This window comes from Paenibacillus nitricinens (assembly GCF_052056485.1).
GTDB lineage: Bacteria > Bacillota > Bacilli > Paenibacillales > Paenibacillaceae > Paenibacillus_AQ > Paenibacillus_AQ nitricinens.
Window position 1 is genome coordinate 5,300,340 of the sequence record NZ_CP183948.1, and the last position, 17,555, is coordinate 5,317,894.

Here is a 17,555-nt window from a genome sequence, read left to right on the forward strand (position 1 = left end):
TGAGTGTACTTACGAGTTCTCAGAAAGCCAAAAGCCCGAATCGCCTCGATACAGATCGAAACCTAGAGTAACTAGTCTCATTTACGTAGGCGATTCAAAATGGTTTCAACTTTTCGAGCAACGTACTCGATTTCTTCAGTAGTATTACCCAAACCAATACTAAATCGAATCGCAGACTCTAAAATATTTTGAGGAAGTCCCATTGCTTTCAGAACATGAGATATTTCCAGGGATCCTGAGGTGCAAGCTGAACCGCTTGCTGCCGCAATTCCCTCCATATCCAGGTTCATCAGCATAATATCTGTCCCAGCCCCTGGGAAGCTCAAATTCAGAATACTAGGTAAAAAATGCTCGGTATTACCGTTAAGCGAGTAACGCTCCTGTCCAATCAGAGAATCCAGCTCCTCGAGTAGTCTACTGCGCAGGAGCTTCATATTCTGTTGACGTTCTGACAGACCCTCAACCGCTATTTCAACGGCTTTGGCAAACCCTGCTGCTCCGGCTAGATTCTCTGTTCCGGCACGTCTGCCGCGCTCCTGAAGGCCGCCATGAAGTCTTGGATGCAGTGGCGCTCCACTCCGAACATATAAACCACCGATCCCTTGAGGCCCGTTGATCTTATGAGCAGTAAAGCTCATGTAATCTACTGGAAGCTCCCGCAATGTAATTGGAAGGGCACCAAGAGCTTGTACAGCATCTACATGGAACAGAATACCCCGTTCTTTGGCAAGCTGACCAATCTCCTGGATGGGCTGAACGGTGCCGACCTCATTGTTGGCATACATTACGCTGATCAACACCGTGTCTTCCTGCAATACAGCCTCTACGTCTGTAACAGATACCCTGCCCGTCGAATCCACAGGAAGATAGGTAACTTTGAAGCCTTCCTTTTCTAGCTCTTCGCAGGTATGTAACACTGCATGATGCTCGATCTGGGTGGTGATAATATGTTTTCCTTTATGGGAAACTGCAGCTGCTGCTCCATAGAGCGCTAAATTATCGCTCTCGGTGCCGCCTCCAGTGAACACCCACTCGTCAGGTGAACAGCCCAAAAAGGCGGCGATATTATCGCGCGCCCCGTTCAATATTCTTTTAGCTGAACGCCCGAACTGATGTACACTAGATGCATTTCCGTATTGTTCTGTCATTATATTCAGCATGACCTTAGCCACCTCGGGATGAACCGGGGTTGATGCGGCGTGGTCCAAATAGATGGATTTCATATTCATTTCTCCGCTTCTAGAGTATAGGAAACTAGTTCTTCTAAGTATATAAGAAGGTATAAGTTTCACCTTATACATTATTCTTATAATTCTCGCTTAAAACGCTAACCGTCCTTAAAAGGACGCCGAAGACGTTTATACTTGCAACTATTAAATTATACCGCGCGAGAAGTTAGTTTTCCACAAGCGAAAGAACACAATATTGTAATCATTTCCCTATGAAAGCTAGGATTATAATAGCCAGTTCTCTTCAGAGGTTACCTCAATGCCATTTTTTCTAAGTAAAGCTGTAGTAACGCCATTTCCCGCTATTTTCTTACCTCTGAATTCCCCATTATAAATCATACTGCTGCCGCAAGAAGGACTGTTTTCTTTAAGCACTACCATCGTAGCTGATACCTCTTGGGCTTTTGCAAGCGTGATATAAGCACCCTCTAAATACATATCTGTAACATCTGCACCTGATCGATCCACTACTTTAGCCGTTCCTGCCAGCACATCCTCGCCATTCCCACCAATGATTTCAGCTGGTTCTCTAGGCGTTGCGAATCCTCCCAGCAATTCTGGACACACAGCAATAGCTTGATTCTCATTCAAAAGCTTCTGGATTTTCTCATCCAAATAATCCGTACCATTATATCTCACCTTCATGCCAGCTAGACAAGAGCTTACCAAAATCACCAATGAGCACCTCTTTCTTCATTCATTCCGCTTCGTTTATAATAAGAAATATTCCGAGCATAACATGATGAAATTAAGCTGTAAACGGAGTGAACTTCTAATCTACTGACTAGGGAGTGTAAATCATGTGCGGACGCTATACAATAACCGTCACTATGGAAGAGTTGATGGTCAGATATTTTGCGAATGATTCAACCATTATCCACTATGCCCCTAAATATAACGCTGCGCCCATGCAGCAAATTCCGGCAGTCATTCATACAGGCTCCAGCAATAAGCTTGGGGAACTGCGTTGGGGTCTGGTTCCTTCATGGGCAAAGGATGACAAAATCGGCAGTAAAATGATCAATGCACGGGCAGAATCACTACTGGAGAAGCCTTCTTTCAAGCGCTTAGTAAGCTCACGCCGCTGCATCATCCCATCTGACGGCTTCTACGAATGGAAGGTGCAGGGCAGCAGCAAACAACCCATGCGGATCGTGATGCGCGATGGAGGCATTTTCTCTATGGCCGGATTATATGATATTTGGATGGACCCTGAGGGTAATAAACTAAGTACCTGCACGATTATAACGACTACTCCGAACGAGCTTATGGCTGAAATCCATAATCGCATGCCGGTTATTTTGAAGCCTGAGGATGAGACAGAATGGCTGGATCGGGGCAATCAGGACACACTCTCTCTAATAAAGCTCCTGAAACCGTATGATCAACAACTAATGCGAGCCTATCCAGTTTCCACGGCTGTCGGAAATGTTAGGAATGATACTGAGGAATTAATTGAAGAAGCACAAGCATAAACGCCTTCGGCGTCCTTATGAGGATGGTAAGTGTTTATGCGAGAAATAGAGGATAATTTATAACGTAAGCATATAAATTTTTATATTAAAAAAACATCTTAACCCTGCGGCTTAACCGCAGAGTTAAGACCATCGACGCTCGATCTTAGACCGGCGTCTGATCAATTGATGAGCCATCTGGAGAAATCTATCCGTATACAGCCCGGAGGAAAGATTGTTTCGGATATGCCATTCGCCATTCATCCTAATTCTGTCCCGCAGTGCAGGATCATGCATTAAAGATAAAGCAGCATTCACAGCTTCATCCAGCTGCCCTCTTGTGTATATTTTTCCAGTATGATTATTAATGACAAGTCTCCGAATGCCATCCGAATCCGTAGTAAGAACAGGACAACGACACAACATCGCCTCGGCTACGGCGTACCCAAATCCCTCGAGAATAGAGGTGGAACAGAGCAATCCTCCTGAGTCACCAATAATGCTCATATAATCTGCCATTTGCCCATGAGGAACATTGGAATACGAAATCAAACGTGAAGAAATCCCTGTCTCGGCTACAAATTGTTCGAAACTCTCTTTTTGCTCCGGCTCAAACAACGTATCATCCTGAAAAATCCATAAATAAAGCTCGGGATGGATCGCCAGCAGCCGTTGTCCGATTTGTAGAAATTCTCTCCAGTTCTTATTCGTTTGAATTCGTCCCACCCAGCCGAGGATGGGAAAGCTTCTGGCGGGATAATTGGTATATCCAAACTGATCGCAATCGATCGGATTGTCAAAGCAATATTGAGAAATGGATGGGAATCCACCTTTGAAAAGCGTCTGCAAATGGGTCGTTTCTGGATAGAGCAGCGCATCGGTTAGCTTGTGAATCCGCTCATTAAAATTACTAATAACTTGCTCCGCTTCATCTAACGTCCCCAATCCCTGCACCTCAAAAACAAGCGGCCCCTTGTAACCAAACCCTCTGAACCTCTCCGCTAAGTAAATATCCGTACACACTACAATCAAGTCAAAAGCTTCTCGAGTGAGCAATCCCCTGATCTCGTCATCATTATTGGTAATATAGGTTTGGATATTAGGGATATTTTGCTGCCCTTTTCCAGGGTGTGTGTACAACAAATGACACTCTACACCGCGATCATGTAATGCTTGGCAGCGCACTCGGTTCAGGGTCTGCATGCCGCCGCTCGGGTTGAAGAAGGTGAACAAAATCTTCATTACGATCACTCATTCACATATTATTTTAGGAAAAATAAATCTTCAACAAATCATACAAATCTGTGCTTCGAAACAGCTCATTATAGTAGTGATCTTTAGTCGATGGAACATGTCTCTGTCGAAAACCAATCAAGCTATGGTCATCTGTATAATAATTGGAGATCGTGTCCCCACCGGTTGTAATCAAAGCCTCCAGCATGTATTCAATATCGAGTGCTCCTATGAAAATTTTGGGACCTAAAACTATCGTGTAAGGAGTGGACAAGTGCTCAAGCGCTCCACAAATCGCATGTGACTCCACAACTCCTGGCATATAAACGAACTCCGTTGCAGGATGAGGGATTGAACCTAATAGAACAGATGGTTGACCCGTAAGTGATAAATCCAGCACCCGGCACTCATAATTGCTATACGTCTGTTCATACAAATTCTCTATCCTCGCTATTTCCTCCACACCAGCATTTACTACAGGAAATAAAACGGTAATCATAGGACGAATCCCTCTACGGAATCGCGCCTGATGGCGGGTCAAGTGGTACGAATATCTCCATCTCCGATGATTTTCAGTGGAATGTAACTGTGCAGATACACTAAAGGTAGAGTCCACACGATAATTCACCAGCTCCACCGGGATAAAGCGAATATCACAATGTTCAGCAAGTCTCAGCCAGTAATCATAATCCTCCACCGGCTCCATTCCGTACCCCCCAACAAGCTTCGCAACCTGCGATTTGTACATGAAAGAAACACCAATAAGCGAGTAATCCAGCAATCTCTCTTTGGGCTGTGACTGGTAATTTCGCTGAGTAGCTAGCTGATGTTCGTTATGAATTAGGTTTCCCTCGTTATCTATACTTTGAAAAGAACTGTACACGATTCCTAGCTCCTGCGGCCCCTTCACTAGTGCCCCTCGAAGGATTTCGAGAAAACGGGGTTCATAAACATTATCGCTGGAGACCCAGCTCAAATACTGAATACTGGGTTCGCTAAATAAAAGATCAAAGCCCGTATTCAGCGCATATGCAATACCCCTGTTCTGTACATAAGAGATAATAGTTACCCTTGGATCCTCGGCAATTATAGATCTCACAAGCGGTTCCATTTCTGGCGCACCATCAATTACAATGATCAGTCGAAATTCGGTGAAGGTTTGGCTCAGAACAGACTCCAGAGCTTGCCGGAGGAATTCCGGCTTTTGGGTATACAAAGGCATAACTACTCCTACATCCGCCATTATTTTTACCTCTCTCTACATTGGAGTATAAAATTAGTATATTTAAATTCCACCTTTGTGCCTGTGTGAATGCCTCTAAGAGCTTTTATTGCGCCTAAAAAAGAAGCAACCACCCTGTTTCTATCGGTGATTGCTTCTTGATCTCCACATATCCATTGTTAGATCTGCCAAGACAGAGCACTGATCGCAGTCATCATTTCAGAATGCAACGCTCTTTGTTCTGATTAAAGGCTCCCTGGACTTCGAAATCATCTTCAAATCCCTTCAATAATACCTCTCATTTTTCCAATTTCCGCGATTTTTCTGATTCTCTTGTCCAAACACAACGAATCTCAATTCATATATATATAGCAAACTAATAGAAGAGGTGAAGCTCATGGCAACAACAACAGGCATCATTACGAACACAGGAACTACCCCCGCATCCAATCTGATCATTAACATCGACAATGACAACCTTAGTTTTTCATCTAACGTAGTCTATCACGTTTACGTATGGAATACCTTGGTTAGTAAGGCTTTAGTCTACTCCAGCTCATTGAATGTTAATGCTAACACCAGCCAGTTACTCGCTTTTAATATCGCAGGCAATTCAGCATATGAAGTCCAATTTCTCGTAACTGGAAACGCACCGGCAGACACGATTATTACGGTATTCGGAACGGATTCGTCAGGAAACGTCATCCCTCATCAAAGAGTGCTGCAATCCGAACTTACTTTCATTGCTCAGCTGAACCCGTAAGTAACGAAAACTCTATTACGAAAGGAGCTTTGTATGGTTAATATTCAACTTTCGCCGAGCACAAGCGCTCAATTCGAGCCCACCATCGCGGTAAATTGGCTAAATCCATCGGTGATGGTCACCGTAGCTGTAGATCTTCGAGCAGGTCCTCCCAATATAGGTTTGTACAAATCTATTGACGCAGGTGCCACTTGGACAACAACGTTATTACCGTTACCGGTAGGATTTGCTGGCATCGAAGCACCACATATTGATTATATTTTTCCGACCACCTTCGTAGTATTGGCTCATGCCTTCGATTCAGACGGTCTCAGCGGGTCGATCGTTTCCTACACATCTGTCGACAACGCCTCTTCATTCAGTCCACCAGTCATCGTGAATCAAGGATTTGGACAGTTTGTGAATGATGATCAGGTGGTCGTTGTCACCGATAAGGCTGGATCAAGTCCCTTTTTTGGAAATGTTTATACTGGTTATACGCATGATTACAACACACAATTCATACCAGGTAATACGATATTCTTCAATCGTTCCCTAGATAGCGGTAATACTTATTTCAGTCCCGCCCTGCTGTCTTCGGTCGAAGAATTTGAAGAATTCCCCGGTATAGCCATTACATTAAATGGGATTGTTGTCGTGGGATGGATCAATCAGCCTCCCGGTAATACTGATCTTAAAATTCGTACATCCCCAGACGGCGGGGTCACTTTTACACCTGAAACCATGGTAGACACCGTTGTAGTCCCACCAGATCCATTGCCGGGATATACATTTAGATGTCTGACATACCCTTCCCTCGCAGCGGATATTTCTAATGCACCGACGACGCAAGGTAATGTCTATGCTGTATGGCAAGATTTTCGAGAAGGTTATTCCGATATTTTTGTTGCTACTTCCACGAATTTCGGTGTAGATTGGGGTACACCAATTTCCATTACAGGCAGTCCAGCGGGCTCCCAAAACTTTTTCCCAGCCATCACCGTGTCCCCTGCGGATGGTGCAATATTCGTTACCTATTACACTAATCGAGTCAATCCCCTCAACCTTGATGTTTATCTAGCTACATCTAGAGATGGAGGGATGACGTATACAAACACCCGTATAACGACAACTTCCTTTGACGTCACCGGCATTCCCCTAATTGGTGACTACATCGGTAATGCCATTGTCCCCCAAACAGGCCGTCTAGTGAGCGTATGGACGGACACGCGAACTGGTACAGAGAACATCTGGTTTGGTGATAATCAATAAGCTCTAATAAACTTAAAAAAGCCCCCAAAAGGGGGGCTTTTTTTAAGTTTATTATTCCATGTGAAACCTAGATGTAGAACATATAGTTGTCCGCCAAGCTCTCTTCTTTATAATTAATCAAGTCATGAAGAGTCGTGGAATCTAGTACGTCAGCGATGCTATCGCGAATACGCAACCATAAATCGCGTTTTGCTGCATCATCTTCTTCAGTAAAATCTACTGGAGAAATTGGGCCCTCTAGCACACGAATGATGTCACCCGCTGTGATAGCACTAGCCTCACGAGATAAAATGTATCCACCGTACGCACCACGAATACTTTTTACAAGTCCCGCGTTACGAAGAGGGGCAATTAGCTGCTCCAGATAGTGTTCAGAAAGTCCATTTTTCTCAGCAATACTCTTAAGTGAGGTCGGTCCTTCACCAAATTTCAGTGCAAGCTCCATCATAATTGTTAGTCCGTAACGTCCTTTGGTTGATATTTTCAAAGGGGCACCTCTTTCGGTTTAGTTTCTAGTTATTGTATACTATTGATTCGGTAAGTCATGCGTTTGTCATATCAAGGTATTCCGATGATTACTCTTAGTTTATGTTATCATATTCGAAGTCACAAATGAAATGGAAAACGAAACATTTTGCGAGAATGTTCACCCCTGGTGGACATTTTTCTATTCCCAGCCTCTTAATTTAGGGTTTACTGTAGACAGGTATGTTATAATACTTTTTGAGCCGGGTGTTCCATGAATGACCGGTATTTTGGGTACAGAAATGGTGATTACGATGACAAAAGCAAAACAAGACACCCGTGTCGTCGTCGGCATGTCCGGAGGGGTCGATTCCTCCGTCACGGCGCTTCTGCTCAAGCAGCAGGGCTATGACGTCATCGGCATCTTCATGAAAAATTGGGACGATACCGACGAATTCGGAGTATGTACGGCCGAAAGCGATGCAGAGGATGTTCGCCGCGTCTGCGAGCAGATTGATATTCCTTACTATACCGTTAATTTCGAGAAGGAATACTTCGACAAAGTATTTTCTTATTTCCTCGATGAATATAAGGCCGGCCGGACGCCGAATCCAGACGTCATGTGCAACCGAGAAATTAAGTTCGGGGAGTTCCTGAACAAAGCCCTTCAGCTTGGCGCCGATTATGTAGCGACTGGACATTATGCACGTGTTATAGAAGAAGATGGTGTGTACAAGCTACTTCGTGGTGTAGACAACAATAAAGACCAGACCTATTTCTTGAATGCGCTGGGACAGTATCAACTCTCTAAAGCAATGTTCCCGATTGGTCATCTTCCGAAACCGGAAGTTCGGAGAATTGCCGAAGAAGCCGGACTTTATACTGCCAAGAAAAAAGACAGCACAGGCGTTTGCTTCATCGGTGAGCGTAACTTCCGCGAATTCCTCAGCCAGTATCTTCCAGCACAATCGGGTGATATGATAGATATAACCACTGGAGAAATCAAAGGCCGCCACGATGGACTGATGTACTATACATTAGGTCAACGCCAAGGCCTTGGCATTGGTGGCTCCGGTAATGGCGAACCTTGGTTTGTAGCCGAAAAAGACCTTAGCCGCAACATTCTTTATGTAGTTCAAGGAGACAAGCACCACAGCCTGTACTCCACTAGTCTGATTGCCTCCGGTGTAAACTGGATTAACGGACAAGAGCTAGGTCTTGAGCCGCTAAAATGCACCGCCAAATTCCGCTATCGCCAGCCTGATCAAGGCGTGACCCTTACAGCACGGGAAGACGGAACGATAAACGTAGACTTTGATGTTCCACAAAAAGCGATAACGCCTGGCCAAGCCGTTGTCTTCTACCTCGGGGAGCAATGTCTCGGTGGCGGTACGATCGAATATGCTGAAAAGGTTGTTCCTTCAGCGCAAGCTTAAATTGTATTCTATACAACTGCATCAACTCTAACATACGTAGACCTGAGAAATAGCTGTATTTGATACAGCTATTTTTTTGTTTTGAGAATCCCTTTACGATTTAGTTGTAGTATGTACAGTTAAAATCATCCGATATCCCTTATTTATCTTCACATCCGGAAAATAGATGTATGAAGTACAGTTATATTACCTTTGCAGTTCTAGAGTGAGGTTTTAGTTGTACAAAGTACAATTAGCCAGCTTCAGAGCGGAGAAATAGCTAAGAGACATTTAAAAAGAAAGATAAAAGATGAAAGATAAAAGATGAAAGATGAAACAAGAAACGAAACACCAAACAGAATACATAAAAAACAGCAGTTCAGGAAGCTCTCCCTGAACTGCTGTTCCGAGTTATTTCTTTATCACTGAGCTACTATAGCTTTGTCTGCAGAAACTGCGATGTCATTATAATAAAGTCCAGTTCCATCACCAATCGCAAAGTTAAGAACACGGTTATTTACCGGAGCTAATACTGCACGATAAAGCGTAGGGAAAACTGGGATCTCATTCACCATAAGCTGTTGCCATTCTTTATAGATCTCTTTACGTTTGTCTACATCAAATGCAGCTTCGGAAACCCCTTCGGCGAGCAAACGATCATTCTCTGCACTTGCATAACGAGGGAAGTTATAGATCGCATCTTTACCGTATAGACCTGATGGGTCGACGTCAATCCCTACACCCCAAGCGCCTTGGTACACATCAACTGTAGGATCATCCTCACCATTTTGACCAATGCGATCATAGAAGGTATTAAACTCTACCATTTCCAAAGTTACATTCAGACCAATCGCTTTCCAGGATTGTACATAATATTGAGCCAGCGGTTCAGCAATATCTCCACCAGTCATTGAAATGAAATTAATCTTCAGCTCACTGCCATCTGGATTCGTTCTAAATTCACCGTTAAGTTTGTAACCAGCGTCATCGAGGATCTTCTTAGCTGCTTCTGGATCATACGCTACACCTGGATTGGAAGCATCATGGAATTCAGGATGGGACGGCGGGATCAGCGTAGTCGCATTCCAGCGCAGACCGTTATAGAATTTTTTACCGACTGTATCATTATCTACAGCAGCCCACATGGCTTTACGCAGGTTCACATCAGCCATTTTAGCTTTAGGATCGGTAGCAACAACTTTTTTCTCTGCATCCCATTTCCCCAGTTTAAATCCAATATACGTATAAGCACGGTCAATCGCACCTAGGAATTCAACGTTTGACATTTTTGCATTATCCGGGAATTGATCAACAGGGAACGCATCCACCAAGTCAACGCCGCCAGATTTCAATTCTTGCACAATCGTTGTAGGGTTGATTACCTTTAGAATTACCTTATCCAGTTTAGGAGCTCCACGCCAGTAATCATCATTCTTAACGAATACTACAGATTCACCAGGAACAATGCTTTCCACTTTGAAAGCTCCAAAGCCAATCGGCTTTTGACGTAATTCAGGAGAAGAGGAAATTTTAGCAACATCCATACCACCAAAGATATGTTTGGCTAACGGATAAATCCATACCCCGCCTGTTAACAGAGAAGGTGTAGATTTCAGGTAAGTAATTTGCAGTTTCTTATCACCCAGTACTTTAATACCAGAAATGGTCTTGGCCTTACCAGAGTGGTACTCATCCATACCTTCAATATTGGTAAAGTCAGAACCGTAACGTGGACCATCATATTTCGGGTTACCAATAACTTCATGCGCGAACAACCAATCTTCTGCTGTTACTGGCTTGCCGTCCTGCCAGTTCACATTGTCGCGAATTGTAAAGGTAAAGGTACGTCCATCCTCCGAGACTTCATACGTTGCTGCACCATCATTTGTATATACATAGTCTTTATCCCATGTTAACAAGCCTTCATCAAACCAATTCAACACTTGTGCATCCGGATCTCCGGAATAGAAGTTCCAGTTCAAAGTACCTTCAAAAGGACTATCGGAAACGAGTCCAAAAGTAATCGAGCCTCCATCAATAGCTTCGCCTTGATTTGTCTTAACATTACTGAAATCTTTAATGTTATAAAGTCCGTCTTCTGCTTCTGGTGCTGTAGTAGCCTCTGCGGTTTCCGCAGGTGCACTGGCACTAGGGGCTGCTGTTGACTCAGCCGCTCCGTTGTTATTCTTGGAGCCACAGGCTGCAAGGACAAACAACATTACAAACATTAATGAAACTAGTAGTGCCTTAGAACGGATGGGTTTTCTCATTTAATCATTTCCTCCCTTATTATCCTTTTCTTTGTCTTGCGTCGGTCGCACGTTTAAGCGCTTGACCCACATTATTTATACTCAACATCAATACCAGGATCAGCAGTGATGCGGGTAACCAGATCCACCATCTGAACTCAAGCGTTTGCGGATTTCTCGCATAGCTTACTAGAGTACCCAGACTGGGTGTACTTTCTGGAAAACCAAAACCTAGAAAGGATAGGCCGGATTCCAATCCAATATTAGCTGCCAAATTCAAGGTCATCGTTACGATAATGATTGAGCTTAGGTTCGGCAGCACTTGTGAGAACATAATTTTAAGATTGGAAGAACCTAAGGTCTTCGATGCCTGAACGTAATCGAGTTCCTTCTCTTGTAGCGTTTTAGAACGAATTAACCTGGCAATCCCCATCCATAGAAAGGCAGTCATAATAAAGGAGAAGGTTAACGTATTGTATTTAGGAACTGCACTTACGAAAGCTATAACAATCATTAGAAAGGGTAGAATCATGAAAAAATCTACAACACGCATCGAAATATTATCTATCGTTCCCCCAAAATATCCAGAGAACAAACCTACTAGAATACCGATGATTCCCGTAAAAAAAGTAACCATAAAAGCAATCGACATGGAATTTCGTGTGCCTATAATTAATTGACCGAATACATCCCGCCCTCCATAATCGGTCCCCAGCCAGTGTACAGCCGAAGGCTTCTCATACAGTGCGAACAAGTCAACCGTAACAATCTCTTTTTGATCTAAAAATAAGGAAATCCCATAAACGGCGGCAATAATCGTAAATAGGAAAATCAGTGAGACCAAAGCCAGTTTATCCCGCACGATCTCACGCCAAACAATCCTGAAGCCTGATGGACTTTTATCTGTTTCCTGCAGCAGAGCTAACTCTGCGCTTGTCTTTGCCATTTTATTCACCTCAAAGTGTTCATCTTCTTATTTAATCCGGATACGCGGATCTACGATACTTAAGATAATGTCTGATAACAAGGCACCGACGATGGCAGCAACCCCATATAGAAGAACGAGAGCCGTTACTACGCTGAAATCCCGAATTGTTATCGAACTGAGGAACAACATACCCATACCCGGATAACTAAAGATACTTTCAACGAACACCGTTCCGCCGATCAGTCCAGTAATCTCATATCCGAAAAATGCAGCAATTGGCAGTAAGGAATTTCTCAATATATGTCGATTGTAGACGCGCGACTCTGAAGCACCTTTTGCTCTTGCGGTGAGGATAAAATCTTTTTGTTTCGTATCAATGATCTCATTCCGCAAATATTGTACCGTTCCTACCGTTGCAATTAGAGCCATTGATAAAGCAGGGAGTAGCAAATGGTATAACTTACTCCAGAAGTGGCTTAGCGTGCCCGGAACTTCTCCAGGACTAACACTGCCGCTAGTAGGAAACCAATGAAGATGAAATCCGAAGAGCCATACCATTAATAGAGCGAAAATAAACAATGGTGCGGCAAAGCCAATATAGGTGTATCCAGTAATGAGCCGGTCCAGCCATGAATCGTTATAACGACCGCTAGTAATACCAAGTGGAATAGCAATGAGGTATGTAAGAATCAGTGTGACAATCGCCAGCCAAAGTGTATTCATGAGGCGTTGACCGATAAGCTCTGATACAGGCATTTTGAAACGGAAGGATTGACCAAAATCCCCTTGTATCGCTTTAGTAATCCAATCCCAGTACTGGATGTACCATGGATCATTTAAGCCTAGCTTTTCTCTCATCGCATCGATAGCCGCAGGATCAATATTTGGATCAAGCATCCCTGATAACGCATCTCCCGGCATCGCCTTCGCCATTAGAAAAACAAGAATACTTAATAGAAATATTTGAGGGATCATAATAAGAATTCTACGAACAATAATCTTCCACATATTCTCAACCTTTCTCAGGCAAGGCTACCAGATGAGTCTCGGAAATAGATTTCAATGGATAAGGCATGCCTTGTTCATCAAAATAATTCCGGTGCGCTTGTTCATATTCCTGACTTACTGATTTTCTAAACTCCATCTGCTTCTCTCTTTGCTTAGGATCAATATCAGGAATCGCAGCAATTAGACGTTTGGTATAAATATGGCGAGGATTGTCAAAAATATCTTTAGCAGTCCCTTGCTCTACATGTCGTCCTTTATACATAATTCCGATGTGATCGCACATATGTCTGATGATTCCGAGATCATGACTGATAAATAGGAAGGTAAGATTCAGCTCTTTTTGTATATCCTGCATAAAATTGAGCACCTGTGCCTGTACAGAGACATCCAGCGCAGAGACAGGTTCATCCGCAATAATCAACTTCGGTTTGAGCGCAATAGCTCTTGCAATACCGATTCGCTGCCGCTGACCACCTGAGAATTCATGCGGATATTTCAGAATATTCTCAGGGCTTAATCCAACCTGCAACAGCAACTCCTGCACACGTCTTTTTTCTTCCCCCGGAGACATCTTTTCGAAATTACGTAAGGGTTCGGCAATAATATCCAGCACTCGTTTCTTAGGATTCAAGGAAGAGTACGGATCCTGAAAGATCATCTGAATGTCCTTGCGGATATTTTTTTGCTTACGTACACCCTTTGAAGCCAAATCCTGTCCTTCAAAAACCACACTGCCGCTAGTAATAGAATTGAGGCCGATAATTGCACGGCCAGTGGTTGTCTTCCCTGATCCGGATTCACCAACCAAGCCGTAGGTTTTGCCTGCTTCAATAGTAAAACTAACATTATCAACTGCCTTGACTACGCCAATTTCCCTTCGAAAAACGCCGCCGTGGATTGGAAAATGAACTGCTAAATTTTTAACCTCAAGAAGTCCCATTGTAGATTGCCTCCTCGTTAGTATCAGGGAAATGAAAGTTATTATGGCAGGTGCAGCGAACAAAATGCCCAGGGCCTACTTCATGCAGCTGCGGATTTTCCTCATGCTCCCATTCCGGAATCCAAGGTGTTCGGGCCGCGAAACGGCATCCTTTACGCGGAAGATTCTGTAATGGTGGAACAATCCCCTGAATCACGTGAAGTCTGGATTTCTCTTCTTTAACGGTTGGTATGGAGTTCAACAATGATCTTGTATACGGATGCTTCGGATTAGACGTTAACGTATAAATATCTGCGATTTCTACGATTTGCCCCGCGTACATTACCGCAACCCGGTCAGCCATTTCACTCACAACCCCTAGATCATGGGTAATTAAGATAATGCCTGCTTGCATATCGTTTTTTAATTTTTTTATAAGTTCAAGAATTTGCAATTGGATGGTTACATCTAGTGCCGTAGTCGGCTCATCGGCGATCAAAAGCTTGGGGCCATTGGCAATCGCTATAGCAATCACAACCCTCTGCCTCATGCCACCAGATAATTCGTGGGGGTACTGCTGATATGTATGTTCGGGACGGGAGATTCCAACCTTGGTCAAAAGATCAATGACCTTCTCTTTTCTTTGCTTCTTCGAAAGCTTGGAATCATGTAGGATGAGTACTTCTTCAATCTGTGAACCGATAATCATGAGCGGATTTAATGCGGATAAAGGATCTTGAAAAATCATAGACATTTCTTGACCGCGCAGCTTGTTGAGCGCAGCAGGAGACATAGTAACGATATCCTGACCTTTGTATTTGATTTGCCCGTCTATTTTAGCCCTTGTGTGCAATCCCATAATTGAAAAGGCCAGCGCACTTTTTCCAGAACCGGACTCTCCAACAATAGCAAGTATCTCATTTTTACGAACAGACAGGGTAACATCATCTACTGCAGCATAATAGTCATCTTCGATCCTGAACGATGTCGACAAATTTTTGATTTCTAGTAATTCTTCGCTCAAATTAATCCCCCTATCGGCAAGAATTCCAAAATTTACACAATGAAATATTATGTAAATTTTGATATAAACAGCATTCTTTTCATGAAACATATCAAAACATTGACTGTTATGATTATTAACACCATTAAGAATAGTACAAGTACTTCCATCGGAATTAAAACTTGTTTCTCCGTAACTTTGTAGTTCATTTTAATTAACTTATGGTAAATTATCAATCATTTCCTAAAAAAAATTTCAATGCATGTGATTAAAAGTAACGTAGACAACAAAAAAACGGCTCTAGGCCGCCTTTTTCTAGGAAAAAAATATTTTGTATGTCACCTTAAATTTATTTGCTTTTTAGCATTAAAATGGAAAATATCTTAGTTGCTGGTGGACTATTGTTCTCGTCGGAGTCTTTGATTGTGACGGATCTTAATTTCATTTCCTTGCTCGGTCGCTTGATAAAAAATACGCTGAGAAATTTCCTTAGGCAGATACTCCTGTTTCACATAATGCCCCGGAAAATTGTGCGGATATTGATATCCTTCATGCCCTAGTGCAGCAGCACCTTTATAGTGTGTATCACGTAAATGTAGCGGTACCTCGGCGGATTTAATCTCATCCATACTTGCCATTGCATTTGAAATAGCCGTATAGACGGCATTAGACTTTGGACTCTCCACTGCGAAAAGAATGGCTTGCGCAATGTTTAGCTTCGCTTCTGGCCAACCGTTATTTCTATAAGCTTCAAGCGCACTTACCGCTTGAACCATAGCCTGGGGATTAGCTAAGCCAATATCTTCACTGCTCGCTGCTATCAGGCGACGAATAAAAGTCATAGGGTCCATCCCCAATTTCTCTACCGCATATAGAAACCAGAACAAGGCGGCATCACTAGAACCTCGAATGCTTTTGTGAAAAGCAGACAGAACATCATACTGCGTCGATTCATCTGCCTTCACAATGGGGCGCCGAATCGACTCTTCCGCCACCTCCAGCGTGATATGCACACTCCCGTCTACCTCCGGAGCAGTAGTTAACGCTGCTAGTTCCAGAGCATTTAAAGCCCGCCGGATATCTCCATTAGCCATGGTAGCAATATGCAGCAATGCTTCTTCATCGACCTGAAGCTCCATGAATCCAAGCCCTCTATCCTTGTCTGCTAAAGCTCTGCGCATCGCGACCAGACTGTGTTCACTCGTTAGCGCCTCTAGCTGAAAAAGGGTAGAACGGCTCATAAGCGCTCCGTTTACGTAATGGAACGGGTTCTCCGTAGTTGCGCCAATAAATGTAATGGTACCTTTTTCTACTGCTGGCAATAGCGCGTCCTGACGTGAACTGTTAAACCGATGTACCTCGTCCAGAAAAAGAATCGTCTTAGAACCGTAAAGTGTTTTATTATTTTGAGCTCGTTCAATGACCTCCCGCACATCCTTCACAGAAGCCTCCACCGCATTCAGGCGTACGAATTCACCTTGTGTGTGATGAGAAATGATATGAGCTAATGTTGTTTTGCCACATCCAGGAGGTCCATAGAGTAAAATCGAAGAGACCTGGTCTGCCTCGATCGCTCTTCGCAACAGCTTCCCCCGGCCTATGATATGTTCTTGACCAATATATTCATCCAGATTCTCCGGTCTCATCCGGTCCGCAAGTAACCGTCCGCCCCCGTTGTCCTCTCCCATAGAAAATAAATCCATAACTCCACTTCCTTGCTATATTCTTATAAAAGACAATGTCATCTCCCATTATCATACCATAGACTTATTTTTCACCAAAAATAAAAAGAGCATGATCTCGTCTTAGAAAGGCGGGAGCCATGCTCTTTTTTCAAAATATAAGAAAGTATAGGTTTCACGCTATACTTTATCCTTATTATTTCTCGCATAACGCTTACCGTCCTTATAGGGACGCCAAAGGCGTTTATGCTTGAATGGTACGCTAGCAATTTATTGCCAGCCTCATTTTTGATATGATTTTTCGAATACTCTCTTCCGACAGATGATACTTCTTCTGAAGCTCTGCTACGGAATCGCCTTTTCGATGACAACTGAAAATTTCCTCATTGCGGTTTGCTATCTCTTTCCTCGAACCGCTGTTCTCGCCCCATCTAACCCGCTCTTCCGTTTTCTTCGGGATGTAGAGCAGTTCACCTTGGATGTATCCCTGAAGCTCTTTGAGCAAGCCAGGGGGGAGCACATCCTTCCCATTTACATAACTCAACTTGCATTTCCTCCTTCAACAGGTGTGTTCCTATGCGTCCGTCAACTACTGATAAAGTAATTTCCACGTCACCTGCCTCCTTTCTTCTCCTCATATTTGGAAAAATCCGTAATTTCATTATATAAAAACCTTTTGGTAGCGTCTACATTCGAATTAATTTTTCATTGTTCTTATGGATTTGTGTGGTACT

Annotated in this window: 16 protein-coding genes; 4 read left to right on the forward strand and 12 right to left on the reverse strand. The window is 43.3% G+C overall.

What is annotated here, in order from left to right; genetic code table 11:
• Positions 1-77: 77 nt before the first annotated feature.
• Positions 78-1,223 carry a cysteine desulfurase family protein gene (locus ACN6KS_RS23685; RefSeq protein ID WP_440960630.1) on the reverse strand — a complete coding sequence of 382 codons (1,146 nt, stop codon included), beginning with the start codon at positions 1,221-1,223 and terminating at the stop codon, positions 78-80.
• 231 nt (positions 1,224-1,454) lie between these two features.
• The gene (locus ACN6KS_RS23690; protein ID WP_440960631.1) at positions 1,455-1,904 is read right to left on the reverse strand and encodes a DUF523 domain-containing protein; all 450 of its coding nucleotides are present in this window, start codon (positions 1,902-1,904) and stop codon (positions 1,455-1,457) included.
• Positions 1,905-2,029: 125 nt separating this feature from the next.
• Between ACN6KS_RS23690 and ACN6KS_RS23695 the strand changes: the two genes are divergently transcribed.
• Entirely contained in the window at positions 2,030-2,704 is a 675-nt protein-coding gene (locus ACN6KS_RS23695) for an SOS response-associated peptidase (protein WP_440960632.1), read from the forward strand.
• A 123-nt stretch (positions 2,705-2,827) separates the two neighbouring features.
• On the opposite strand, the gene ACN6KS_RS23700 is transcribed toward ACN6KS_RS23695, so the two are convergent.
• Together ACN6KS_RS23700 and ACN6KS_RS23705 are read right to left on the reverse strand one after the other, a co-directional pair.
• Positions 2,828-3,925: a glycosyltransferase family 4 protein gene (locus ACN6KS_RS23700; protein WP_440960633.1), complete on the reverse strand. Its 1,098-nt coding sequence runs from the start codon at positions 3,923-3,925 to the stop codon at positions 2,828-2,830.
• Between the two features lie 25 nt (positions 3,926-3,950).
• Positions 3,951-5,159 (reverse strand): glycosyltransferase family 2 protein, encoded by a 1,209-nt coding sequence (locus tag ACN6KS_RS23705; RefSeq protein ID WP_440960634.1) that lies wholly within the window; start codon positions 5,157-5,159, stop codon positions 3,951-3,953.
• Positions 5,160-5,535: 376 nt separating this feature from the next.
• On the opposite strand from ACN6KS_RS23705, the gene ACN6KS_RS23710 reads away from it, so the two are divergent.
• Both ACN6KS_RS23710 and ACN6KS_RS23715 read left to right on the forward strand, forming a co-directional pair.
• Positions 5,536-5,901: a hypothetical protein gene (locus tag ACN6KS_RS23710; protein ID WP_094873693.1), complete on the forward strand. Its 366-nt coding sequence runs from the start codon at positions 5,536-5,538 to the stop codon at positions 5,899-5,901.
• 33 nt (positions 5,902-5,934) lie between these two features.
• Complete coding sequence (locus ACN6KS_RS23715; RefSeq protein WP_440960635.1) at positions 5,935-7,152, forward strand: sialidase family protein; 1,218 nt, start codon at positions 5,935-5,937, stop codon at positions 7,150-7,152.
• Positions 7,153-7,219: 67 nt separating this feature from the next.
• On the opposite strand, the gene cymR is transcribed toward ACN6KS_RS23715, so the two are convergent.
• Entirely contained in the window at positions 7,220-7,639 is a 420-nt protein-coding gene (cymR, locus tag ACN6KS_RS23720) for a cysteine metabolism transcriptional regulator CymR (protein ID WP_042191066.1), read from the reverse strand.
• A gap of 292 nt (positions 7,640-7,931) precedes the next feature.
• Between cymR and mnmA the strand changes: the two genes are divergently transcribed.
• Positions 7,932-9,053, forward strand: coding sequence for a tRNA 2-thiouridine(34) synthase MnmA (gene mnmA / locus ACN6KS_RS23725; RefSeq protein ID WP_341136120.1), 1,122 nt, complete (start codon positions 7,932-7,934; stop codon positions 9,051-9,053).
• Between the two features lie 401 nt (positions 9,054-9,454).
• Here mnmA and ACN6KS_RS23730 read toward each other — a convergent pair whose 3' ends face one another.
• The 7 genes from ACN6KS_RS23730 to ACN6KS_RS23760 form a co-directional block, all read right to left on the reverse strand.
• Positions 9,455-11,302 (reverse strand): oligopeptide ABC transporter substrate-binding protein, encoded by a 1,848-nt coding sequence (locus ACN6KS_RS23730; RefSeq protein WP_280788895.1) that lies wholly within the window; start codon positions 11,300-11,302, stop codon positions 9,455-9,457.
• Positions 11,303-11,321: 19 nt separating this feature from the next.
• Positions 11,322-12,227 (reverse strand): ABC transporter permease, encoded by a 906-nt coding sequence (locus ACN6KS_RS23735; RefSeq protein ID WP_042191070.1) that lies wholly within the window; start codon positions 12,225-12,227, stop codon positions 11,322-11,324.
• A 27-nt stretch (positions 12,228-12,254) separates the two neighbouring features.
• Positions 12,255-13,217 carry an oligopeptide ABC transporter permease gene (opp4B, locus tag ACN6KS_RS23740; protein WP_076284831.1) on the reverse strand — a complete coding sequence of 321 codons (963 nt, stop codon included), beginning with the start codon at positions 13,215-13,217 and terminating at the stop codon, positions 12,255-12,257.
• A gap of 4 nt (positions 13,218-13,221) precedes the next feature.
• The gene (locus ACN6KS_RS23745; protein WP_440960636.1) at positions 13,222-14,157 is read right to left on the reverse strand and encodes an ABC transporter ATP-binding protein; all 936 of its coding nucleotides are present in this window, start codon (positions 14,155-14,157) and stop codon (positions 13,222-13,224) included.
• Positions 14,144-15,160, reverse strand: coding sequence for an ABC transporter ATP-binding protein (locus ACN6KS_RS23750; protein ID WP_094873685.1), 1,017 nt, complete (start codon positions 15,158-15,160; stop codon positions 14,144-14,146). The genes ACN6KS_RS23745 and ACN6KS_RS23750 overlap by 14 nt, the downstream gene beginning before the upstream one ends.
• Before the next feature lie 377 nt (positions 15,161-15,537).
• Positions 15,538-16,842, reverse strand: coding sequence for a replication-associated recombination protein A (locus tag ACN6KS_RS23755; protein ID WP_094873683.1), 1,305 nt, complete (start codon positions 16,840-16,842; stop codon positions 15,538-15,540).
• Positions 16,843-17,083: 241 nt separating this feature from the next.
• A complete protein-coding gene (locus ACN6KS_RS23760; RefSeq protein ID WP_042191081.1) occupies positions 17,084-17,365 on the reverse strand; it encodes a CD3324 family protein in 282 nt (93 codons plus the stop codon).
• Positions 17,366-17,555: the final 190 nt, after the last annotated feature.

Coding starts and splice junctions, on each gene's coding strand:
- ACN6KS_RS23685 (WP_440960630.1), bottom strand. CDS start 1,223: ATGAAATCCATCTATTTGGACCACGCCGCATCAACCCCGGTTCATCCC.
- ACN6KS_RS23695 (WP_440960632.1), top strand. CDS start 2,030: ATGTGCGGACGCTATACAATAACCGTCACTATGGAAGAGTTGATGGTC.
- ACN6KS_RS23700 (WP_440960633.1), bottom strand. CDS start 3,925: ATGAAGATTTTGTTCACCTTCTTCAACCCGAGCGGCGGCATGCAGACC.
- ACN6KS_RS23705 (WP_440960634.1), bottom strand. CDS start 5,159: ATGGCGGATGTAGGAGTAGTTATGCCTTTGTATACCCAAAAGCCGGAA.
- ACN6KS_RS23710 (WP_094873693.1), top strand. CDS start 5,536: ATGGCAACAACAACAGGCATCATTACGAACACAGGAACTACCCCCGCA.
- ACN6KS_RS23715 (WP_440960635.1), top strand. CDS start 5,935: ATGGTTAATATTCAACTTTCGCCGAGCACAAGCGCTCAATTCGAGCCC.
- mnmA (WP_341136120.1), top strand. CDS start 7,932: ATGACAAAAGCAAAACAAGACACCCGTGTCGTCGTCGGCATGTCCGGA.
- ACN6KS_RS23730 (WP_280788895.1), bottom strand. CDS start 11,302: ATGAGAAAACCCATCCGTTCTAAGGCACTACTAGTTTCATTAATGTTT.
- ACN6KS_RS23735 (WP_042191070.1), bottom strand. CDS start 12,227: ATGGCAAAGACAAGCGCAGAGTTAGCTCTGCTGCAGGAAACAGATAAA.
- opp4B (WP_076284831.1), bottom strand. CDS start 13,217: ATGTGGAAGATTATTGTTCGTAGAATTCTTATTATGATCCCTCAAATA.
- ACN6KS_RS23745 (WP_440960636.1), bottom strand. CDS start 14,157: ATGGGACTTCTTGAGGTTAAAAATTTAGCAGTTCATTTTCCAATCCAC.
- ACN6KS_RS23755 (WP_094873683.1), bottom strand. CDS start 16,842: ATGGATTTATTTTCTATGGGAGAGGACAACGGGGGCGGACGGTTACTT.